Source organism: Anaerovibrio lipolyticus DSM 3074 (assembly GCF_900141865.1).
Classification (GTDB): Bacteria; Bacillota; Negativicutes; order Selenomonadales; family Selenomonadaceae; genus Anaerovibrio; species Anaerovibrio lipolyticus.
In genome coordinates this window covers 31,008-45,283 of sequence record NZ_FQYW01000013.1, presented here as the reverse complement: position 1 = coordinate 45,283, position 14,276 = coordinate 31,008, and the positions used below count along the sequence as shown (strand labels likewise).

The window sequence follows — 14,276 nt, the reverse complement described above, 5'->3', positions numbered from 1 at the left end:
TCTCCTCCTCTTAATTAAAGTTCTGGGTAAAGCACACTGGCGGCGGACTTTTCAACTTTGCCACCTGGCTTACCCTCTTCAAATTTATCTTCTTTAATGGACCTCCCTACGTGCATAAAGAACTCCACAAAAGACTTGTGATTTTCAAAACCACAGGCTGCCAGCATATCCTGTACATCCTGCGGTGCAGACTTGAACCCCCTTACTGCATCAGCAATTTCTTTATCACTGAATGCTTTTTTGGTCTCAGCCTTCCAAGTTGCAGCTTCCTTCTTGGCAAACTCATCAAGATTATCCCGTTGCTTCTGCATCAGCTTGACCTGATAGTCCACCAGTTTCTGAGCCTTTTCCTGACTAAGATCCAGTTCCTTGGCCAGATCCTTATATTCACCTAAGGCCTCCTCATTGAAGGTAAAGCCTTCTGGAACCTTGAAATCCTCATACTTTTCAGGAGCATTGGAAGACTCCTTTTTCTCTTCCTCGGTGCCCTCTTTCTCCTTCTGGTCTTCCTTGGACTCAGTGTTCTGGTTATCCTCAGCAGCTTTATCCTCGCCGCCATCACCATCCCCAGACAGTAAACCCTTATCCTCAGAAGTCTTGTCCTGATTCTCCTCACTACCAGCAGACAGTAAACCCTTATCCTCAGTTTCATTGGTAGTTGTGTTCGCTTCATCACTCATGCAAAATTGCCTCCTTTATCATCATCTTTAATGTTTCGGCCTCTTCTTCGGCCTGCTTCGTATGTTCAGCCCGCATAATCTCATAAGCCTCCGGGGCGGCGGTCATAACCTCCTGCATAATATGTATGCCTATGTCACGCTGTCCTTCCCGGAACGCCATGATAACGGGGTTAACATCCATAGATTTATCCATTACCTTGCAAAGACTAAGTACATACCACAAGAACCTGCGGAATGTTTCATCATTCAGCAGGTTCTTAAGGTCGTGCATAAGATTCTCTTGTCTTTGTCTTTCCTGATTATTTCGGGCATGCTGTTCAGCCCTATCCATGTCATAATCAAACAACTCCACTGCCAGCACCTCCCAAGCCGGTTATGGCAGCAAGAGCATTATTATCATCCAGCTTGGCCTCTGACAATGTCTTGGCACCCTGTACCATAGCGCCCATATCCTGTGCCATCTGCTGTTGCTGCATTGCCTGCTGCTTCTGCTGACGAATATTCTCAATATCCTCTTTGGATCTGATGCACTTAGCTGGCATACCGTTGGCCTGCATGTAGTCAATGGCCGCCTCATCAATATCCACAACATCAATTACATCAGGGAACAAACCAGCCACGGATCCGATAAAGCCGAGGCTCTGCTGGATGGAAGTCGTTGCTACCATCTGCTGTGCCTGAGCCAGAACGGATATGAAATTTACCTTCAGCATCTGCTGATTCAGTTCAGGTGGCGGCTCTGGAATGAGCCCTCCGCGCATCATGATTTTGAATACTCTCTTGATAAGCGGTGCATGAAGCTCCTGATTCATGGACTCCAGCACCGGGCCAAGGTTCATCATCTTTTCCTCATGCTTCTCAACAACTTCGCGGGCCGTAATAGGCTGCGTCTGTTCACTGTTGAGAATCATCTTGAAGAGGTCAACATACATCATTTCATCAATGCGCTGTTCCGTACGCTGTACATAAGTCGCCAGTGCATTGAAGTCTATAGCTACCTGGTATGTTGCCCTTGCCCCAGTATCACTTCCGGCTGTTACCGGATCAAATGGATTCACGCCGCCCGGCATGGTATTAACAGCCTTGGCGTTACCACTGACATTTACTGGTGGGTCAACCATCTTGGCAAGTCCCATAAGGCCCCTGCGCTCCATTTCCTGCAGCGACTTCTGGTCACCCATGGCATACATGGCAGGTGATACACCATAAATATCTGTGGTCTTGGTTACCTCCCAACGTGGAGCAATAATAGGGAACTCATCATAGCCGCCCAGCCTCAGAACATGCTCGTTATCATTCCCCGGTACCCAGTACACTGAGCGGAATGGTTTGTTGGCAAAATCCCTCTGGCCTTTGATGCGGTCATCATTTGGCTCAATAATGTGCGCTATGGTGTGCATCACATTCAGCTTGTCTTCCTTGTACTCATTACGTATAGATTCAGTAACATTATCCAGCCCGAATACATTTACCAGCTGAGCCACACTCATATTGATACGGCGGGCAAAGGTGTTTACCATACCGTTATCATCCACATCAAGGAAATACTGCCCACAGGTCAATGACTTGCAGTTAAACACCCTGTCATAGTTTTCTTCTATTGGGGCGGCTGCAGTACCAAATAGGAGCAGTTCTGCATACATCATTGGCAGGATTTTATAGATGTTGCTGGTGTTGAATACCGCATATATGCGGGTCTCCACATCATCCAGCCACGCCATCACCCTTGCATCCTTGGCAAGCTCTGGGTCACCAACTGTCAGCTGGAACCATGGACGGCTTGGAGAAGTCAGCCCGCTATGAAGACCCGCTGATGATGTTCTCAGGGCGCGAATAAACTTGTTATTCAGAATGCGTTTATGATCTATTTTCCTCGCCTGACGCGGGTCATCACCATCGAAGAAGCCTCTGGTAGGATTTCCCCATTGTTTCAGATCTTTCCATACAGGAAGCCAATTATCTGCATCCTGCTTCATCTGCTTATATCTGGCCTCTATCTTTTTTCTTTTTGTAAATTCCGGCATACTATCACGCTCCCAAGCCACTCTTTAACTGAGTGCCGGAAGAAGCTGCAACAGCACCTGAGCCAAGGCCACTGCTGTACTGCTGGCCTGCACCAGTGATAGTGGAGCCCATACCCTGCGCCCCTGCAATTCTTCTCCTGTTCTGCTGAACCGCTGCGGAAACATTGCGAGCCGCCTCAGTAGCACTTGCTGGCTTTGCCGCTGCTTCCTTTGCGGCCTGAACCTGTGCCTGCGCTGCTTCTCTCTGGGCCCTTGCTGATTCCTCTGCTGCAGCTGCCTGCTGTCTACTGGCACCATATCCCAGTATTGCAGAACCAATTACTGCCGATACAACATCACACATATCTTAAACACCTCCGAATAAGTCATAAGCCTGCCCGTTTGCCCATTGGAGCTGGCATTTATCTTCTTTCTTCCTGACCTCACGCATAAAGGTTATGGCAAATGCATCCGCCCGGTTAGGCGATGCCAGCCCACGCTTTTTCATGGACTCCTTGGATTCAAGCTGTATCTTGCCATCATCCCGCGGTTTAGTCTCAGGCCCGATAAGATCATCACATAACTGCTGATCGTCCGGAATGCACCCGCCCTCAAAGAGCCAGTTCTTCATCCGCCCCCAACCATAGGCGCGGAGATTATAATACCCGACATTTGGCGACTTTTCCGCGAAGTTCACCAGCAGCCAATCCCTTCCAAGGTGCTTGCCTGCCGAGTAAATACCGGTACCGTAACCCATATCTATTATGACCGCATCCGCCTGGTGTTCATCCTCCAGCTGGGCAATGCGGTTGGCCATCTGAAAATCATCATCGTTTTTTGAAAATGTAGCAAGAATAGACCCTGCCAATCCTTGACGCTTTACAATAGCTATTTCGTCTCCTCCGGTCCAGGCAGGGTCTACTCCGATAATCACTGGAGCAAAATCATATTGTGAAGGGTGTATTTTACGCCCTCTTGCCCTATCAACATAATGCCGGGGAATAAACTGCAATTCTGATGTGGAAGGAAACTCTCCCAGCACTCTGACTTTCACAAAGTCACTGTCCAGCCCCCGGCTCTCTATCCATTGTTTAATCAAAGACTTATTTGAAACGGACACTTCCCGGCTGTCCACCCGGTGCGTGTTCCAAAATGCCCGGTCCCTGTGGAAGCAGTCAAAGAAGCGGCCCGTATTTCTTGTAGGGTTACCGAATACCGCCCAGATAATCTCCGTATCGGCATCAGTCATAGCGCCCTCTGATACTTCCCAAATGATATTTGGAATAGCGGACGCCTCATCGAATATCAGAATTATTCTTTTGCCCTGATTATGCAGACCGGCAAAAGCCTCCGGATTAGATTCACTCCACGGAATGGCGTCTATACGCCAGTTCTTTTGGTGTGACTCCTCAGCGGAGAATATTGCTGTTGCCGTACATACAAACAGTTCCTTGCCAATAAACCGGTTATACCACTTCATCAGCTCCGGCCAGGTCTTGGTCTTAAGCTGGGTATCTGTATTGGCAGTTACTACACCACGCGTATCCGGAAAAGTAGAAATGCCCCAGAGGACGATCCAAGCCACCACGGTTGACTTACCAATACCGTGGCCACTGGTAACCGCCTCCCGGATTACCTCGTTCGGTGTCTTTAATCCATCCCGGATATCAATGAGCAGTTTCCGCTGCCATTCTTCCGGGCCCTTCTTGCCTTTGAGTTCGCCCTTGCCCCATGGGAAGGCAAAGAGCACAAAGCCCAGCGGGTCATGCCGGAACTGGGCCAGCGCATCTACCAGCGCCAGCATGTCAGTCCTTGTCATGTTCTTTCACCCGCCTCCAAGCCTCATCAAGTTCTGCGGCAATACCCACATTGCCGGATATTTCAACCTTGTCTATGAACGCACCGTACACTTTCAAGAGCAACTCCGCCGCCTTGGCGCGTACCGAATATGGCACCTCATCCTCTGAGTTCGGATCCTTTTGGCCCCTAGCTATGCCGGAGAGGATCTCCAGCGCCTCATCCTTGCCCACAAGTCTTTTGGCTGCAGCTTCCTTAGATACAAGGTCAAGATAAGCCACAATGTTGGGTTTTGTGAGGTTTTCAGTACCCTGAGAGCGGAAAGCTAAATCACTCTTGCAGTTGTAACCCGCATCCTTTGCAGCCTGGGTAGCGTTGCCATGGTTCGCAATGTAATAGTCGCAAAAGGCACGCTGCTTTGGTGTCAGTCCATATTCATCTTTGGCCATGGTTCCACCACCTTTCATGTTTTATATTGGCAGGACCACCATGCCCTTGGTTAAGTCCTGCCATCGCGAAATTCCTCTACTGGGAATCCAGTAGCTATTCAAATCTAAAAACAGCCCTTATGGCTATCATAGCCCTGCACTTTCCACTAGCCCACACCGGTATTTTCCAACCAAGGTAAACTTCCCATCTAAGAAAGCCCTGGATAATAGGTTGGTCGCTTGATAATGTCCAGGCGTGACTCTCCGGATCATAATAGGCAACGGTGTAATCGTCCTTATAAAGAGTTCTTACATTCTTAATGACTACATCCTTACTCAGCCATTCATAGGCAAACCCGTAACCGCAGTTACGGGTCAACCACCAGAGTCTACAGAAGTATCTCTGTATCCGCCCAACAAAGGAAAAAGGCACGCCCTTGGATATAGACACCAACCGTGTCCTATTACCCTCTATCTGCTGTTCCCTGCACTCATAATGCTTGTCATAGTCATAGTCCAGAAATGATGGACACACCTCTCTCATGAAGAACAAGGAGTCACAGGAATCATCCCAGGTCTGCCATAAATGTAAAAACCCATGCAGCTCCCCGTTCTCATCACAGAAAAGGATAACCAATGGGTTGGTAATCAAACACAGTATGTAAGTCAGCACCGCAACCGGCGCATACAGGAACCAGATCATGACAAGCCTCCTTCGTTGCACCAAAAAAGCGGAGGCCTTTTGGCCACCGCTTCTTCGGGGAATGGGTTCTTTTTGGGTTCTTTATGGAAAAGTCTTTCGAGGTGTCAGAGTTTTTCTCACACTCTTGACATGATATATTATATCACACTTGACACTTAAATTCGGGCCAAAAAAGGGCCAAAATGTCATGAGTCCACTTCGATGAACCTATAGCTGGCTTTCATCTTGTCCCCGAACAGCATCAGGGACACCTTGTCCCGGATATCATGAATCCTTCTCTTGCAGGTTCTGGAACTCCAGCCCATCAGATCCGACATCTCATCATAGGTTGCGCCCACACAGTAATGCAGCCGCAGCATCTCCTGTTCCTCCTGGGTAAGCCCCTCCATACACTTCTTCATCCGGTTAATATGCTGACGAAGGGTCTTAAGTTCATTGTCGCACTGCTTCAGTTTCTTTTCCCATTCCAGGCGTTTTGCAGTCTCAGCTTCCACAGTCGTAAGCTCGGAACTACCGCCCGGGTTCTGTTCGTACTTGACTATCTTTGTGGACACGTCCTTTATGCTCTCCTCCAGGTCCTTCTTGCGCGCCACAATGATTTTTTCATGGACTTCATAAAGGTCCATCTCCTTGATATAGTCCTTTGTAAGTCGTACGTAATCATTCAACTTCCCCTCTACCTCCTGTCCATATTCGCTCCCACAAAAAACATTATTACCAGGGTGGTACAAGCTGCACCGCAGATCATGCCTGCAAAAAAGGTTGCTAATTCATACACAGCTCATCCTCCCCTATATACACCAGACACTTCGGCACCTTCTTACGCTTAAGTATCCTTTTCATGGCCGACGGGCGGGTCATCCATTTAAGGGTATCCATTGTCATGCCCGTCCGCTTGCAGATCTCTTCCAGGGTACCGTCACAAACATTCTGTTCACCGACATATAAAGCATAGATTTTATTGCTTTTTCTCATGTCACTCATCCTTTTCATCAACAAGGTAACGCCGGATAAAGTTCTTGGCGTTGGTGTACTGACATCCGGCAACTATTTCATCCTCATTAAACATGGAATAAATCCCCGTCTGGGCGGCATTCATGACGTCCAGCAGCTCAAAAAGAATCTCAGCCCGGGCCTTATCCTTTTTACCCTTTTCACATTTTCTGTATGCCTTTATAGCGTCCCAGACTTCCACCACTTCCTCTTCCAGCTTACGAATCTGCTCCTCAATGGTAACCTCGGGGCGGCAAACGTCCAAATCAATAATCATGCTTTAGCCTCCATTCTTTCTGCCAGCTCTGCAGCCTTCATGTTATACCATGCAGCCTTCTTCATGTCCTCGGCAAAACGGCCTTTATGCTTTGCCCTCCAGGCGTATTTGAAGGCTGCAACATTGGCATATGCCATCATCCATTCCGGACCGAAAGCAGACATCATGGCATCCCAGCACTCAATATCACCGGTGCAGTAATGTGACGGGTGGTTCACCGGATCTACAGATACTGCTTCCAGTTCCATTCGTTCCCTTTCATCAGCCCGCGCCTGTTCGTCTATCAGCTGCTGCAGTTTGCTTGTCTGCTTGTCTGCTTGTTCGCTTGCAGGCTGCTTTTCCATAGGTTCCAATTTCTTATCCTCCTTGGCCTTTGCCTTATCGACGGCCTTTTTATTTTCTTTTACAGCTGTAATCGGTTTATTCAAAAGCTCCAACTCATTATCCACTTCATCCCCGTACCGCTTTTCAGCCAGTACCGGAAATTTTGCCTCCCAGTCATCCTCATACAGAAGCAGTAAACCGGATGCAGTCCTTCCGGATCTGCTGGACTTAACCCGATAATAAGCTGTCTGCATACTCACATCCAGATCCTTCGCCACGTCCTGCAGCGAATCATAAACCTTAAGAATTTTACCACCGGAATCGCATTTATAGACTTTTCTGCCTTCCCGCTTATCGATCTTAATCACTGTCAAATACCTCCTATCGTTCTGTACCTGCCAGCATTACTGCCAATATTGTGTATGCTGCCAGCATAAAAACCACATACTCAGACATTTTTCTTCCCCTGCTCCATCGTGTACTGGGCTGTCTGCAGAACACTTATCAGGCTTTTCAGCTCCTCGAGGCTGAGATGCGCCGTATATAGATACCTTTCATAACCAACTTTGATAAGACAATCTCCACACTCCCTGACGCACACCTTAAAACAGTCCTCCCAGTAAGTCGTTATTGTATTAATTACTTTTACACTCATCTTTTTTCATTCTCCTTATCTCCGCCTTTACGGCCTCCAGCAGTGCGTCCTGACCCGCCGTCTTTTTCTGCAGGGCATCCATGACCTGTTCGTCCATGGTACCCTTGGCCACAAGGTGGTGAATAATAACCGGGCGGTTCTGCCCCTGGCGGTACAGTCTTGCATTGGCCTGCTGGTAAAGCTCCAGGCTCCATGTCAGCCCGTACCATACGATGATATGCCCGCCTGCCTGCAGGTTCAGCCCGTAGGCCGTACTGGCAGGATGGGCCAGAAGCAATTCCGTCTTTCCGTCATTCCAGTCCTTCATATCCTGCGAACACGAAAGAATCTTTGCGTTCGCGAATTTTTTCTTTAACTTCGTGAGGTCGTGCCGGTATGCATAAAACACCAGAACCGGCTGTCCCTCATTCATTTCTATAATCTCGGCCAGCTTGTCCAACTTGGCCTCATGGATTTCTATTACCCCGCCGTCATCGTCATACACACAGCCGTTGGCCATCTGCAGCAGTTTGTTTGAAAGTGCAGCTGCACTGGTTGCTGTAATGTCATCGGCATCAAGTGACAGGCAGTAGTCCTGCCGCATCTGCTTATACTTCTTCAGGGCTCCCTCCGGAAGATCCACATGTACTACATTGTCCATACGCTCCGGTAGCTTTATATAATCCGCTGCCTTAAGGCTCATGACACTTGGCTCTATGGCCTTGTAGATTTCCTCATCTGCCCCCGGCTTCAGCCGGTAATTATAGACAACATAGCCATTGGTCTGCCCGAGCTTGAAGTATTTCTCACGATAACAGGATATGGTTTTGCCCAAAGAAGCCCCCTGATCCAGAAGGTACAGCTGGCTCCATATATCCATCAGGGTATTGGGCGCCGGTGTTCCGGTCAGGATAACCACCCGCTTAAAGCCCGTGATACATTTCTTAAGTGCCCGGAACCTTTTGGCCTGGTGGTTCTTAAAGCTCGATGATTCATCAATAATCACCATGTCAAACGGCAGCCGAAACTTGTAATGCTCACACAGCCAGACCACGTTCTCCCGGTTTATCACATAGCAGTCAGCCCTTTTCTTAAGTGCCGCTGCACGCTGGGCGGCGGTGCCCATAACAGTGGAAAATGTAAGGCTCAGGTGGTCCCACTTCATTGCCTCATCCTGCCATGTGGACTCAGCCACAGTCTTTGGCGCAATAATCAAAACCTTTGATACGGCAAAATCCTCAATAAGCTCCTGGACGGCAGTCTCGGTAATTATGGTCTTGCCAAGGCCCATATCAAGGAATAAACCATAATGGTCATTATCCAAAAGGCGTTCCATTGCCTCCATCTGATAATCATGCGGTATGAACTTCAAGCATTATCACCTCTAATCTTCTGAACCACTCTGGTCAGTGCCAGAATATCCTCATCGCAGTCCACCACAAAATGCATAAAGCCCAGTGCTTCAAACTTCCTTTTCCACACCTTCTGCAGCGGCCTCAGTTTCTTGCCCGGTCTTTTAAGCTCCACCAGCAGGAGCCTGCCACCGGGAATGAATACGAGCCTGTCTGGCACACCTGAATTTCCGGGACTGACAAACTTCATCACCAAACATCCCATCCGTTCCAGGCTTACCTTCAGTTTTTGCTCAATGTCTTTTTCCAAAATGTCCTTCGTGTGCGGACACCTCCGATATTTTACAAAGTGTCAACAATGTCAACGATTTTCCACTAAAACTATATATATACGAATTAGAGGGGTTACGCGCGTATACGCGCGCGTGTGTGCGCATCTAAATAACCTATTTTGTATTTTTAAATGAATATCTGTTGACATTGTTGACACCCTAACCAAAATTCAAGTAATCTGCGGTTCAAGGTGTCAACAATTGGTGTCAACAATTACCATTTTTTTGTTGACACTGTTGACACTTACATTAAATCTTCGATGTCAACAGTTTCAGAATTGTTGACACTTAATTCATAATTGTTGACACCTTTGTTGACACTATTTTGTGTTTCATCTGTGGACTTTCTGATGTAAGCTCTTTGTCTTCCATACAGCTTGAATCTCAGTAAACCGCCTTTACTTTCATGTGGTTTCCACTCCGGAAGCAGCTGCATCATGTTATTGATTTCCCTGGCGTCAATGTTCTTGAGGTTCTTTGGCAGATTCCCGAAACACTCACACCAGATCTCCATGGCACATACCCGCTCCCGCCGGTTAATTCCCGGACCATTAATCGAGTGGTCACCTTCCAGCCATGCCTGACGTTCATTAAGCGGCATATTGTCCCAGCCGTCCGGCAGATCCGTATCAAGGTAGTTCTGAATAAGCCCCAGCTTCTCCGCGCCTTCAGTATGGGCCTCCTGCAGCTCCTTGGCTGTATCCAGTACCTCCTTGCTAGGCAGCAGCTTCTTGTCCTTCCTGTAAAGTTCCAAGACCTCCGCCCAGCACTGCGCAGCTTCTTCTTTGGTAAACTCCGTAATGTTCTTCTGGCCATTGCCTGAGCACATCACGATCCAGAAACGCCGCCCGCCAGTACGGTCCTTCAGAAATATCCTCTCGTTGGTAGTTGCAGCGAACACGCACTGCCTTGGGTGCTCCTCCGTCCGACGGCCATAAGGTGCCCTGTACTTGTCGTTCTGCCGGCTGATAAAGGCCTTGAGCTCATTGTTCTCAGCCTTGGTGGCAGCCTGCATTTCGCCCAGCTCCACAAGCCAGTAGCCCTGCAGCTGCTCCATGGCATCCTTGCCGTGAATGGAAGTAACGGTATCGTTGAACCACCGCCCGCCCATAAGGGCCAGCAGGGTGGACTTGCCAATACCCTGGGGCCCGGAGATAGTCAGGCAGAAGTCAAACTTGGTTCCAGGGCGGTACACCCTGGCCACCGCGGCCTTGAAGAATTTCTCCGTAATTTCCTCGGTGTAGGCCGTGTCATCCGCCCCCAGATAATCAATTAACAGCCGGCGCACTCTTGGCACACCGTCCCATGCAAGGCTTTCCAGCCAGTCGCGGACCGGGTGGAAAGCGTTCTTCTGAGTAACCTCAGTAAAAGCATCATCAATAACCTGCTTGCCCGTAAGGCCCTCGTAGCTGGTGCTGATAAAGTTCCGGAGCTGGCTGTCGTCGGCATCGGTCCATATATCCGCTGCACCCTCTTTTGTGTGCCTGCGCCAAGGCAGGTCACCCAGTACGGCAATCCGACTGGCAAAGAGTTCAAGGCCGATACGGTCCTTGAGTCTCGGATCATTGGCCATAATAAGGAGAAGGTTCTTGGCATTGCTGACAATCTTGCCGGTGTTCTTCATGCGTTCCAGCTTGCTCATCCAGTCAAGGTCCAGTTCCTCTCCTTCCTCCAGAAGGTCATCGCGCATCTGGTCAGCGATTTCCTTATTTCTAAGCGCCTGTACCCGCTTGTCCTTCTGGCAGAGGTCCGTCATGGCCACGTAGGACGGCCGCTTGTTGACGGGCACCGTCGGCTCCGTGTCCTCATCCTTAATGCCAAAGAGGTTCAGGCGCACCAGGTCGAAAGCATTTACGTCCTGCCCGGAGATAGGGTCAGTAGCATGGTGGCTGTAAACGTGCAGCCCTTCGTCATAGACGATAACGCCGCCCGTGGTAGAGCCTCCGGCAAATGTCCAGCGATTCTCACAGCCATCTACCCTGGTGTAGACCTCGGGCAGGAAGGTTTCCATGGCTTCCTCCACTGTGTAAGCCTGGCAAAAAAGACCGATAAGGCCCGGCTTTTCCCTCGGATCACCCAGCTTCTTGGCAACCTTCTTGTGGGCGGCTGCTTCCGTGCTGGCAGTAGGCCAAGTGGTGGCGTCCTGCCAGTTGGGGTTGCAAGTAAAGCGGACATCAGGGCTGTAAAGATGAAGTCCTGAGCCGTCGGCCTTCAGTGGCTCAGCATGGTCGCTGATATATTCACCGTCACTTGATACAGAAGGCCAGTACATAAGGCGTATATCCTGATAAGTGGTCGGGTCGAACATATCAATGCCGATATCATTGGCAATAAATCTGGCCAAAGGCTCATACTCTTCTGCTGTTACCTCACGCATCAACGGGATAACCAGCCGGAACCGTGGCTTGCCCGGCGTATGGCTGTGTGTTGAGTAAAGAGCATAAGTGCCCATGAGCTTCATCTTTTCCTTCACTATCCCAGGGAAATCCACCCCGCTGGGGATATTATCCGCATCAAGGCAGACCAGCTGGCGGGCTTCCAAATGCCCCTTCTTGCGGATACCGTCCTTGAGATATCCACCAACAAAGCCGCCGACGTCCTTCTTTATATCCCTGTCGGCCTTTGACATGGCCCGGTATTCGGCAACGGTCTCGTTTGTGCGTATTGGATTTTCTATTTTATTGATGATATCTTTCCAGGACATCGAGATATTTTTCCATACCTTCTGTGTCCTGCTGGCGGCCGTGGCCACCCGAAATTTTAACCCTTCCAAAATACCACCTAATCCTTCATATAGTAGTAGGATTCAAAGCCATCCGCATTAAGCAGCAAGCCCTGATTCCAATCGGTGTTTTCGGACATGATCCGGACAGCCTCGGACAGAGTGTACTGCCCGTTGTCCGGCACATCGCAGATAACCTCATCATGAACATGACCAACAATCTTGTATCCGGCCTTCTCCAGTCTGACCATGGCCGCCCCGAGGCAGTCCCTTGCAACAGCCTGGACAAGGTTCTCTGTCAGCTTTCCGCCATAGGTTTCCAGCCGCCCCATCTTGTGTGTGGTCTGCACCAGACCGTCATACTCAATGGACTCATTACCGAAACGGTTCTCTCCGATACCGGCGTTGAGGTATACCAGGCACCGGCCATTAGGCAGATGCAGTATCAGATCATTGTCGTGCTTATCAAAGAAAATATTGTGTTCCCGAATTACATAATGGGTGCCGCCATACTTGATGGTCCTCATGGCAGCAAACTCAATGGCCCGCCAGAGTGCCGGGATTTTCGGAGAGGCAGCCCGCCACTTGTTGACGATTTCCTGCAGCTCCTCATCGGTCATGTCCAGCTTGTCGCCGCCCATGGCCTTCATTGCCTGAACTCCACCGCCATAGCCAAGTGCCAGTTCAGCTACCTTGCCCCGCTGCCGGAGTTCCCCGTTAATGCCATGCTTTACCACGGGAACCCCAAACATCTGGGAAGCAGAAGCACAGTAGATATCCTCACCATTGGCAAAGGCATCCATGCGCCACTTCTCATTTGCCAGCCAGGCAATTACACGGGCCTCAATAGCACTGAAGTCAGCAACGATAAACTTGTTGCCGAGACTTGGTATAAAGGAAGTGCGGACCAGCTGGCTGAGAAGGTCAGTGACATTGCCGTACAGCATCTCAGTCCAGGCAAGGTCTCCACTCTTTACCGTGTCCCTTGCGGTATCAAGGTCATCGAGATAATTCTTGGTAAGGTTCTGCAGCTGGATATTGCGCCCAGCCCATCTTCCGGTACGGCTGGCACCATAGAATTGAAACAAATCACGAACCTTGCCGTCCTTGCAGATACTGCTTTTCATTGCCTCGTATTTCTTTACGGAGGTCTTGCCCAGCTTCTGCCGGATATTCAATACCTCTTTCAGTACCGGATGAATATTTTCATCCTGGAGCATTTCATCAACAACGTCCTTGGTCAGTGAGCTGACCGGGTGCCCGTTCATTTTGAACCATTCCTTGAGCTGGGCAATAGAGTTAGGGTTATCCAGTGCAGTGAGCTTCTGAGCTCTCTCAGTAAGCTCCTCTGAGTATTCCTCATTCAGCTTGATGGCATTTTTGACAAGGGCTTTATCAATTGCTATGCCCCGGCTGTTGATGGCTCTGTCTACCAACCACAGTTCATGTTCTGCTTCGGTGGGTTTCAGCCACAGCAGGGCTTCACGGATGGCACGTTCTGCCACAACGTCCTGGGCATTATATTCCTTAAAAACTTCCCAACCTTCAGGGTCATGTTCCGGAAGGTTTCTTGTTCTGCCGCCATTCTTCTTGGTCGGCTTACAAGGTACGCAGAAATACTTTATGAGTGTCTTACCTCTTATGTCTTTCTGCTTATCCTCTTCCAGTCCGAGGCACTGAGCTACTACACCCAACCCAGGCGGATAGCTATGGTAGAGAGAAAGAATACTGTCACATTCCCACTGGCTGTCATCCAGCTTTATATTAGGGAACGCTTTGGCCAGACAGGTCAGCTCAAAATTGGCATTGAAAGCTGTCTTTAATACATCAGGGCTTTCCAGCGCATCCACTACTACCCATGGCAGGGTTTTATATTTGGTCAAATCAATGACCGTTGGTTCTTCATTATCAAAGGCGTATGCGAACAATAAGATTTCAAAATTATTGGAGCCCACGTACTTGTGGACTCCACACTTTATGTCTTTATCGCTATACGTCTCAATATCAATGTAAAGTGTACGCATAGCCGTG

Annotated in this window: 16 protein-coding genes; all 16 read right to left on the bottom strand. The window is 49.3% G+C overall.

Annotation, left to right across the window (positions count from 1 at the left end; translation table 11 throughout):
- Positions 1 to 14: 14 nt before the first annotated feature.
- Positions 15 to 680, bottom strand: a complete 666-nt coding sequence (locus tag B6K08_RS08290) for a hypothetical protein (protein WP_039209742.1) — start codon at positions 678 to 680, stop codon at positions 15 to 17.
- On the bottom strand, positions 673 to 1,032 hold the full coding sequence (locus B6K08_RS08285; protein ID WP_039209744.1) for a Bbp19 family protein: 360 nt from the start codon (positions 1,030 to 1,032) through the stop codon (positions 673 to 675). Before B6K08_RS08285 ends, B6K08_RS08290 begins: the two co-directional genes overlap by 8 nt.
- Positions 1,019 to 2,704: a portal protein gene (locus B6K08_RS08280; protein WP_039209748.1), complete on the bottom strand. Its 1,686-nt coding sequence runs from the start codon at positions 2,702 to 2,704 to the stop codon at positions 1,019 to 1,021. Before B6K08_RS08280 ends, B6K08_RS08285 begins: the two co-directional genes overlap by 14 nt.
- 4 nt (positions 2,705 to 2,708) lie before the next feature.
- Positions 2,709 to 3,047, bottom strand: a complete 339-nt coding sequence (locus tag B6K08_RS08275) for a hypothetical protein (protein WP_039209751.1) — start codon at positions 3,045 to 3,047, stop codon at positions 2,709 to 2,711.
- Positions 3,048 to 3,050: 3 nt separating this feature from the next.
- Positions 3,051 to 4,502: a hypothetical protein gene (locus B6K08_RS08270; RefSeq protein WP_039209753.1), complete on the bottom strand. Its 1,452-nt coding sequence runs from the start codon at positions 4,500 to 4,502 to the stop codon at positions 3,051 to 3,053.
- A complete protein-coding gene (locus B6K08_RS08265) occupies positions 4,489 to 4,929 on the bottom strand; it encodes a terminase small subunit (protein WP_052212315.1) in 441 nt (146 codons plus the stop codon). The genes B6K08_RS08270 and B6K08_RS08265 overlap by 14 nt, the downstream gene beginning before the upstream one ends.
- 94 nt (positions 4,930 to 5,023) lie before the next feature.
- Positions 5,024 to 5,611 (bottom strand): DUF7338 family protein, encoded by a 588-nt coding sequence (locus B6K08_RS08260; RefSeq protein WP_039209756.1) that lies wholly within the window; start codon positions 5,609 to 5,611, stop codon positions 5,024 to 5,026.
- 185 nt (positions 5,612 to 5,796) lie between these two features.
- On the bottom strand, positions 5,797 to 6,279 hold the full coding sequence (locus B6K08_RS08255) for a sigma factor-like helix-turn-helix DNA-binding protein (RefSeq protein WP_039209758.1): 483 nt from the start codon (positions 6,277 to 6,279) through the stop codon (positions 5,797 to 5,799).
- A 97-nt stretch (positions 6,280 to 6,376) separates the two neighbouring features.
- Positions 6,377 to 6,586 (bottom strand): hypothetical protein, encoded by a 210-nt coding sequence (locus B6K08_RS08250; protein ID WP_039209760.1) that lies wholly within the window; start codon positions 6,584 to 6,586, stop codon positions 6,377 to 6,379.
- Position 6,587: 1 nt separating this feature from the next.
- A complete protein-coding gene (locus B6K08_RS08245) occupies positions 6,588 to 6,881 on the bottom strand; it encodes a hypothetical protein (RefSeq protein ID WP_039209763.1) in 294 nt (97 codons plus the stop codon).
- Positions 6,878 to 7,573 carry a DUF3310 domain-containing protein gene (locus B6K08_RS13990; protein WP_052212318.1) on the bottom strand — a complete coding sequence of 232 codons (696 nt, stop codon included), beginning with the start codon at positions 7,571 to 7,573 and terminating at the stop codon, positions 6,878 to 6,880. Before B6K08_RS13990 ends, B6K08_RS08245 begins: the two co-directional genes overlap by 4 nt.
- Positions 7,574 to 7,653: 80 nt before the next feature.
- Positions 7,654 to 7,860 carry a hypothetical protein gene (locus B6K08_RS08235; protein ID WP_039209766.1) on the bottom strand — a complete coding sequence of 69 codons (207 nt, stop codon included), beginning with the start codon at positions 7,858 to 7,860 and terminating at the stop codon, positions 7,654 to 7,656.
- A complete protein-coding gene (locus B6K08_RS08230) occupies positions 7,841 to 9,211 on the bottom strand; it encodes an SNF2-related protein (RefSeq protein ID WP_039209768.1) in 1,371 nt (456 codons plus the stop codon). Before B6K08_RS08230 ends, B6K08_RS08235 begins: the two co-directional genes overlap by 20 nt.
- Positions 9,208 to 9,501, bottom strand: coding sequence for a VRR-NUC domain-containing protein (locus tag B6K08_RS08225; RefSeq protein WP_234985305.1), 294 nt, complete (start codon positions 9,499 to 9,501; stop codon positions 9,208 to 9,210). Before B6K08_RS08225 ends, B6K08_RS08230 begins: the two co-directional genes overlap by 4 nt.
- A gap of 266 nt (positions 9,502 to 9,767) precedes the next feature.
- Complete coding sequence (locus tag B6K08_RS08220) at positions 9,768 to 12,227, bottom strand: virulence-associated E family protein (RefSeq protein ID WP_152605369.1); 2,460 nt, start codon at positions 12,225 to 12,227, stop codon at positions 9,768 to 9,770.
- A gap of 77 nt (positions 12,228 to 12,304) precedes the next feature.
- Entirely contained in the window at positions 12,305 to 14,269 is a 1,965-nt protein-coding gene (locus B6K08_RS08215) for a DNA polymerase (RefSeq protein WP_039209774.1), read from the bottom strand.
- Positions 14,270 to 14,276 lie beyond the last annotated feature (7 nt).

Excerpts from the sequence above, each read along its gene's own strand:
- B6K08_RS08290 (WP_039209742.1), bottom strand. The coding sequence starts at position 680 with ATGAGTGATGAAGCGAACACAACTACCAATGAAACTGAGGATAAGGGT.
- B6K08_RS08280 (WP_039209748.1), bottom strand. The coding sequence starts at position 2,704 with ATGCCGGAATTTACAAAAAGAAAAAAGATAGAGGCCAGATATAAGCAG.
- B6K08_RS08275 (WP_039209751.1), bottom strand. The coding sequence starts at position 3,047 with ATGTGTGATGTTGTATCGGCAGTAATTGGTTCTGCAATACTGGGATAT.
- B6K08_RS08270 (WP_039209753.1), bottom strand. The coding sequence starts at position 4,502 with ATGACAAGGACTGACATGCTGGCGCTGGTAGATGCGCTGGCCCAGTTC.
- B6K08_RS08265 (WP_052212315.1), bottom strand. The coding sequence starts at position 4,929 with ATGGCCAAAGATGAATATGGACTGACACCAAAGCAGCGTGCCTTTTGC.
- B6K08_RS08260 (WP_039209756.1), bottom strand. The coding sequence starts at position 5,611 with ATGATCTGGTTCCTGTATGCGCCGGTTGCGGTGCTGACTTACATACTG.
- B6K08_RS08250 (WP_039209760.1), bottom strand. The coding sequence starts at position 6,586 with ATGAGAAAAAGCAATAAAATCTATGCTTTATATGTCGGTGAACAGAAT.
- B6K08_RS08245 (WP_039209763.1), bottom strand. The coding sequence starts at position 6,881 with ATGATTATTGATTTGGACGTTTGCCGCCCCGAGGTTACCATTGAGGAG.
- B6K08_RS08235 (WP_039209766.1), bottom strand. The coding sequence starts at position 7,860 with ATGAGTGTAAAAGTAATTAATACAATAACGACTTACTGGGAGGACTGT.
- B6K08_RS08220 (WP_152605369.1), bottom strand. The coding sequence starts at position 12,227 with ATGTCCTGGAAAGATATCATCAATAAAATAGAAAATCCAATACGCACA.
- B6K08_RS08215 (WP_039209774.1), bottom strand. The coding sequence starts at position 14,269 with ATGCGTACACTTTACATTGATATTGAGACGTATAGCGATAAAGACATA.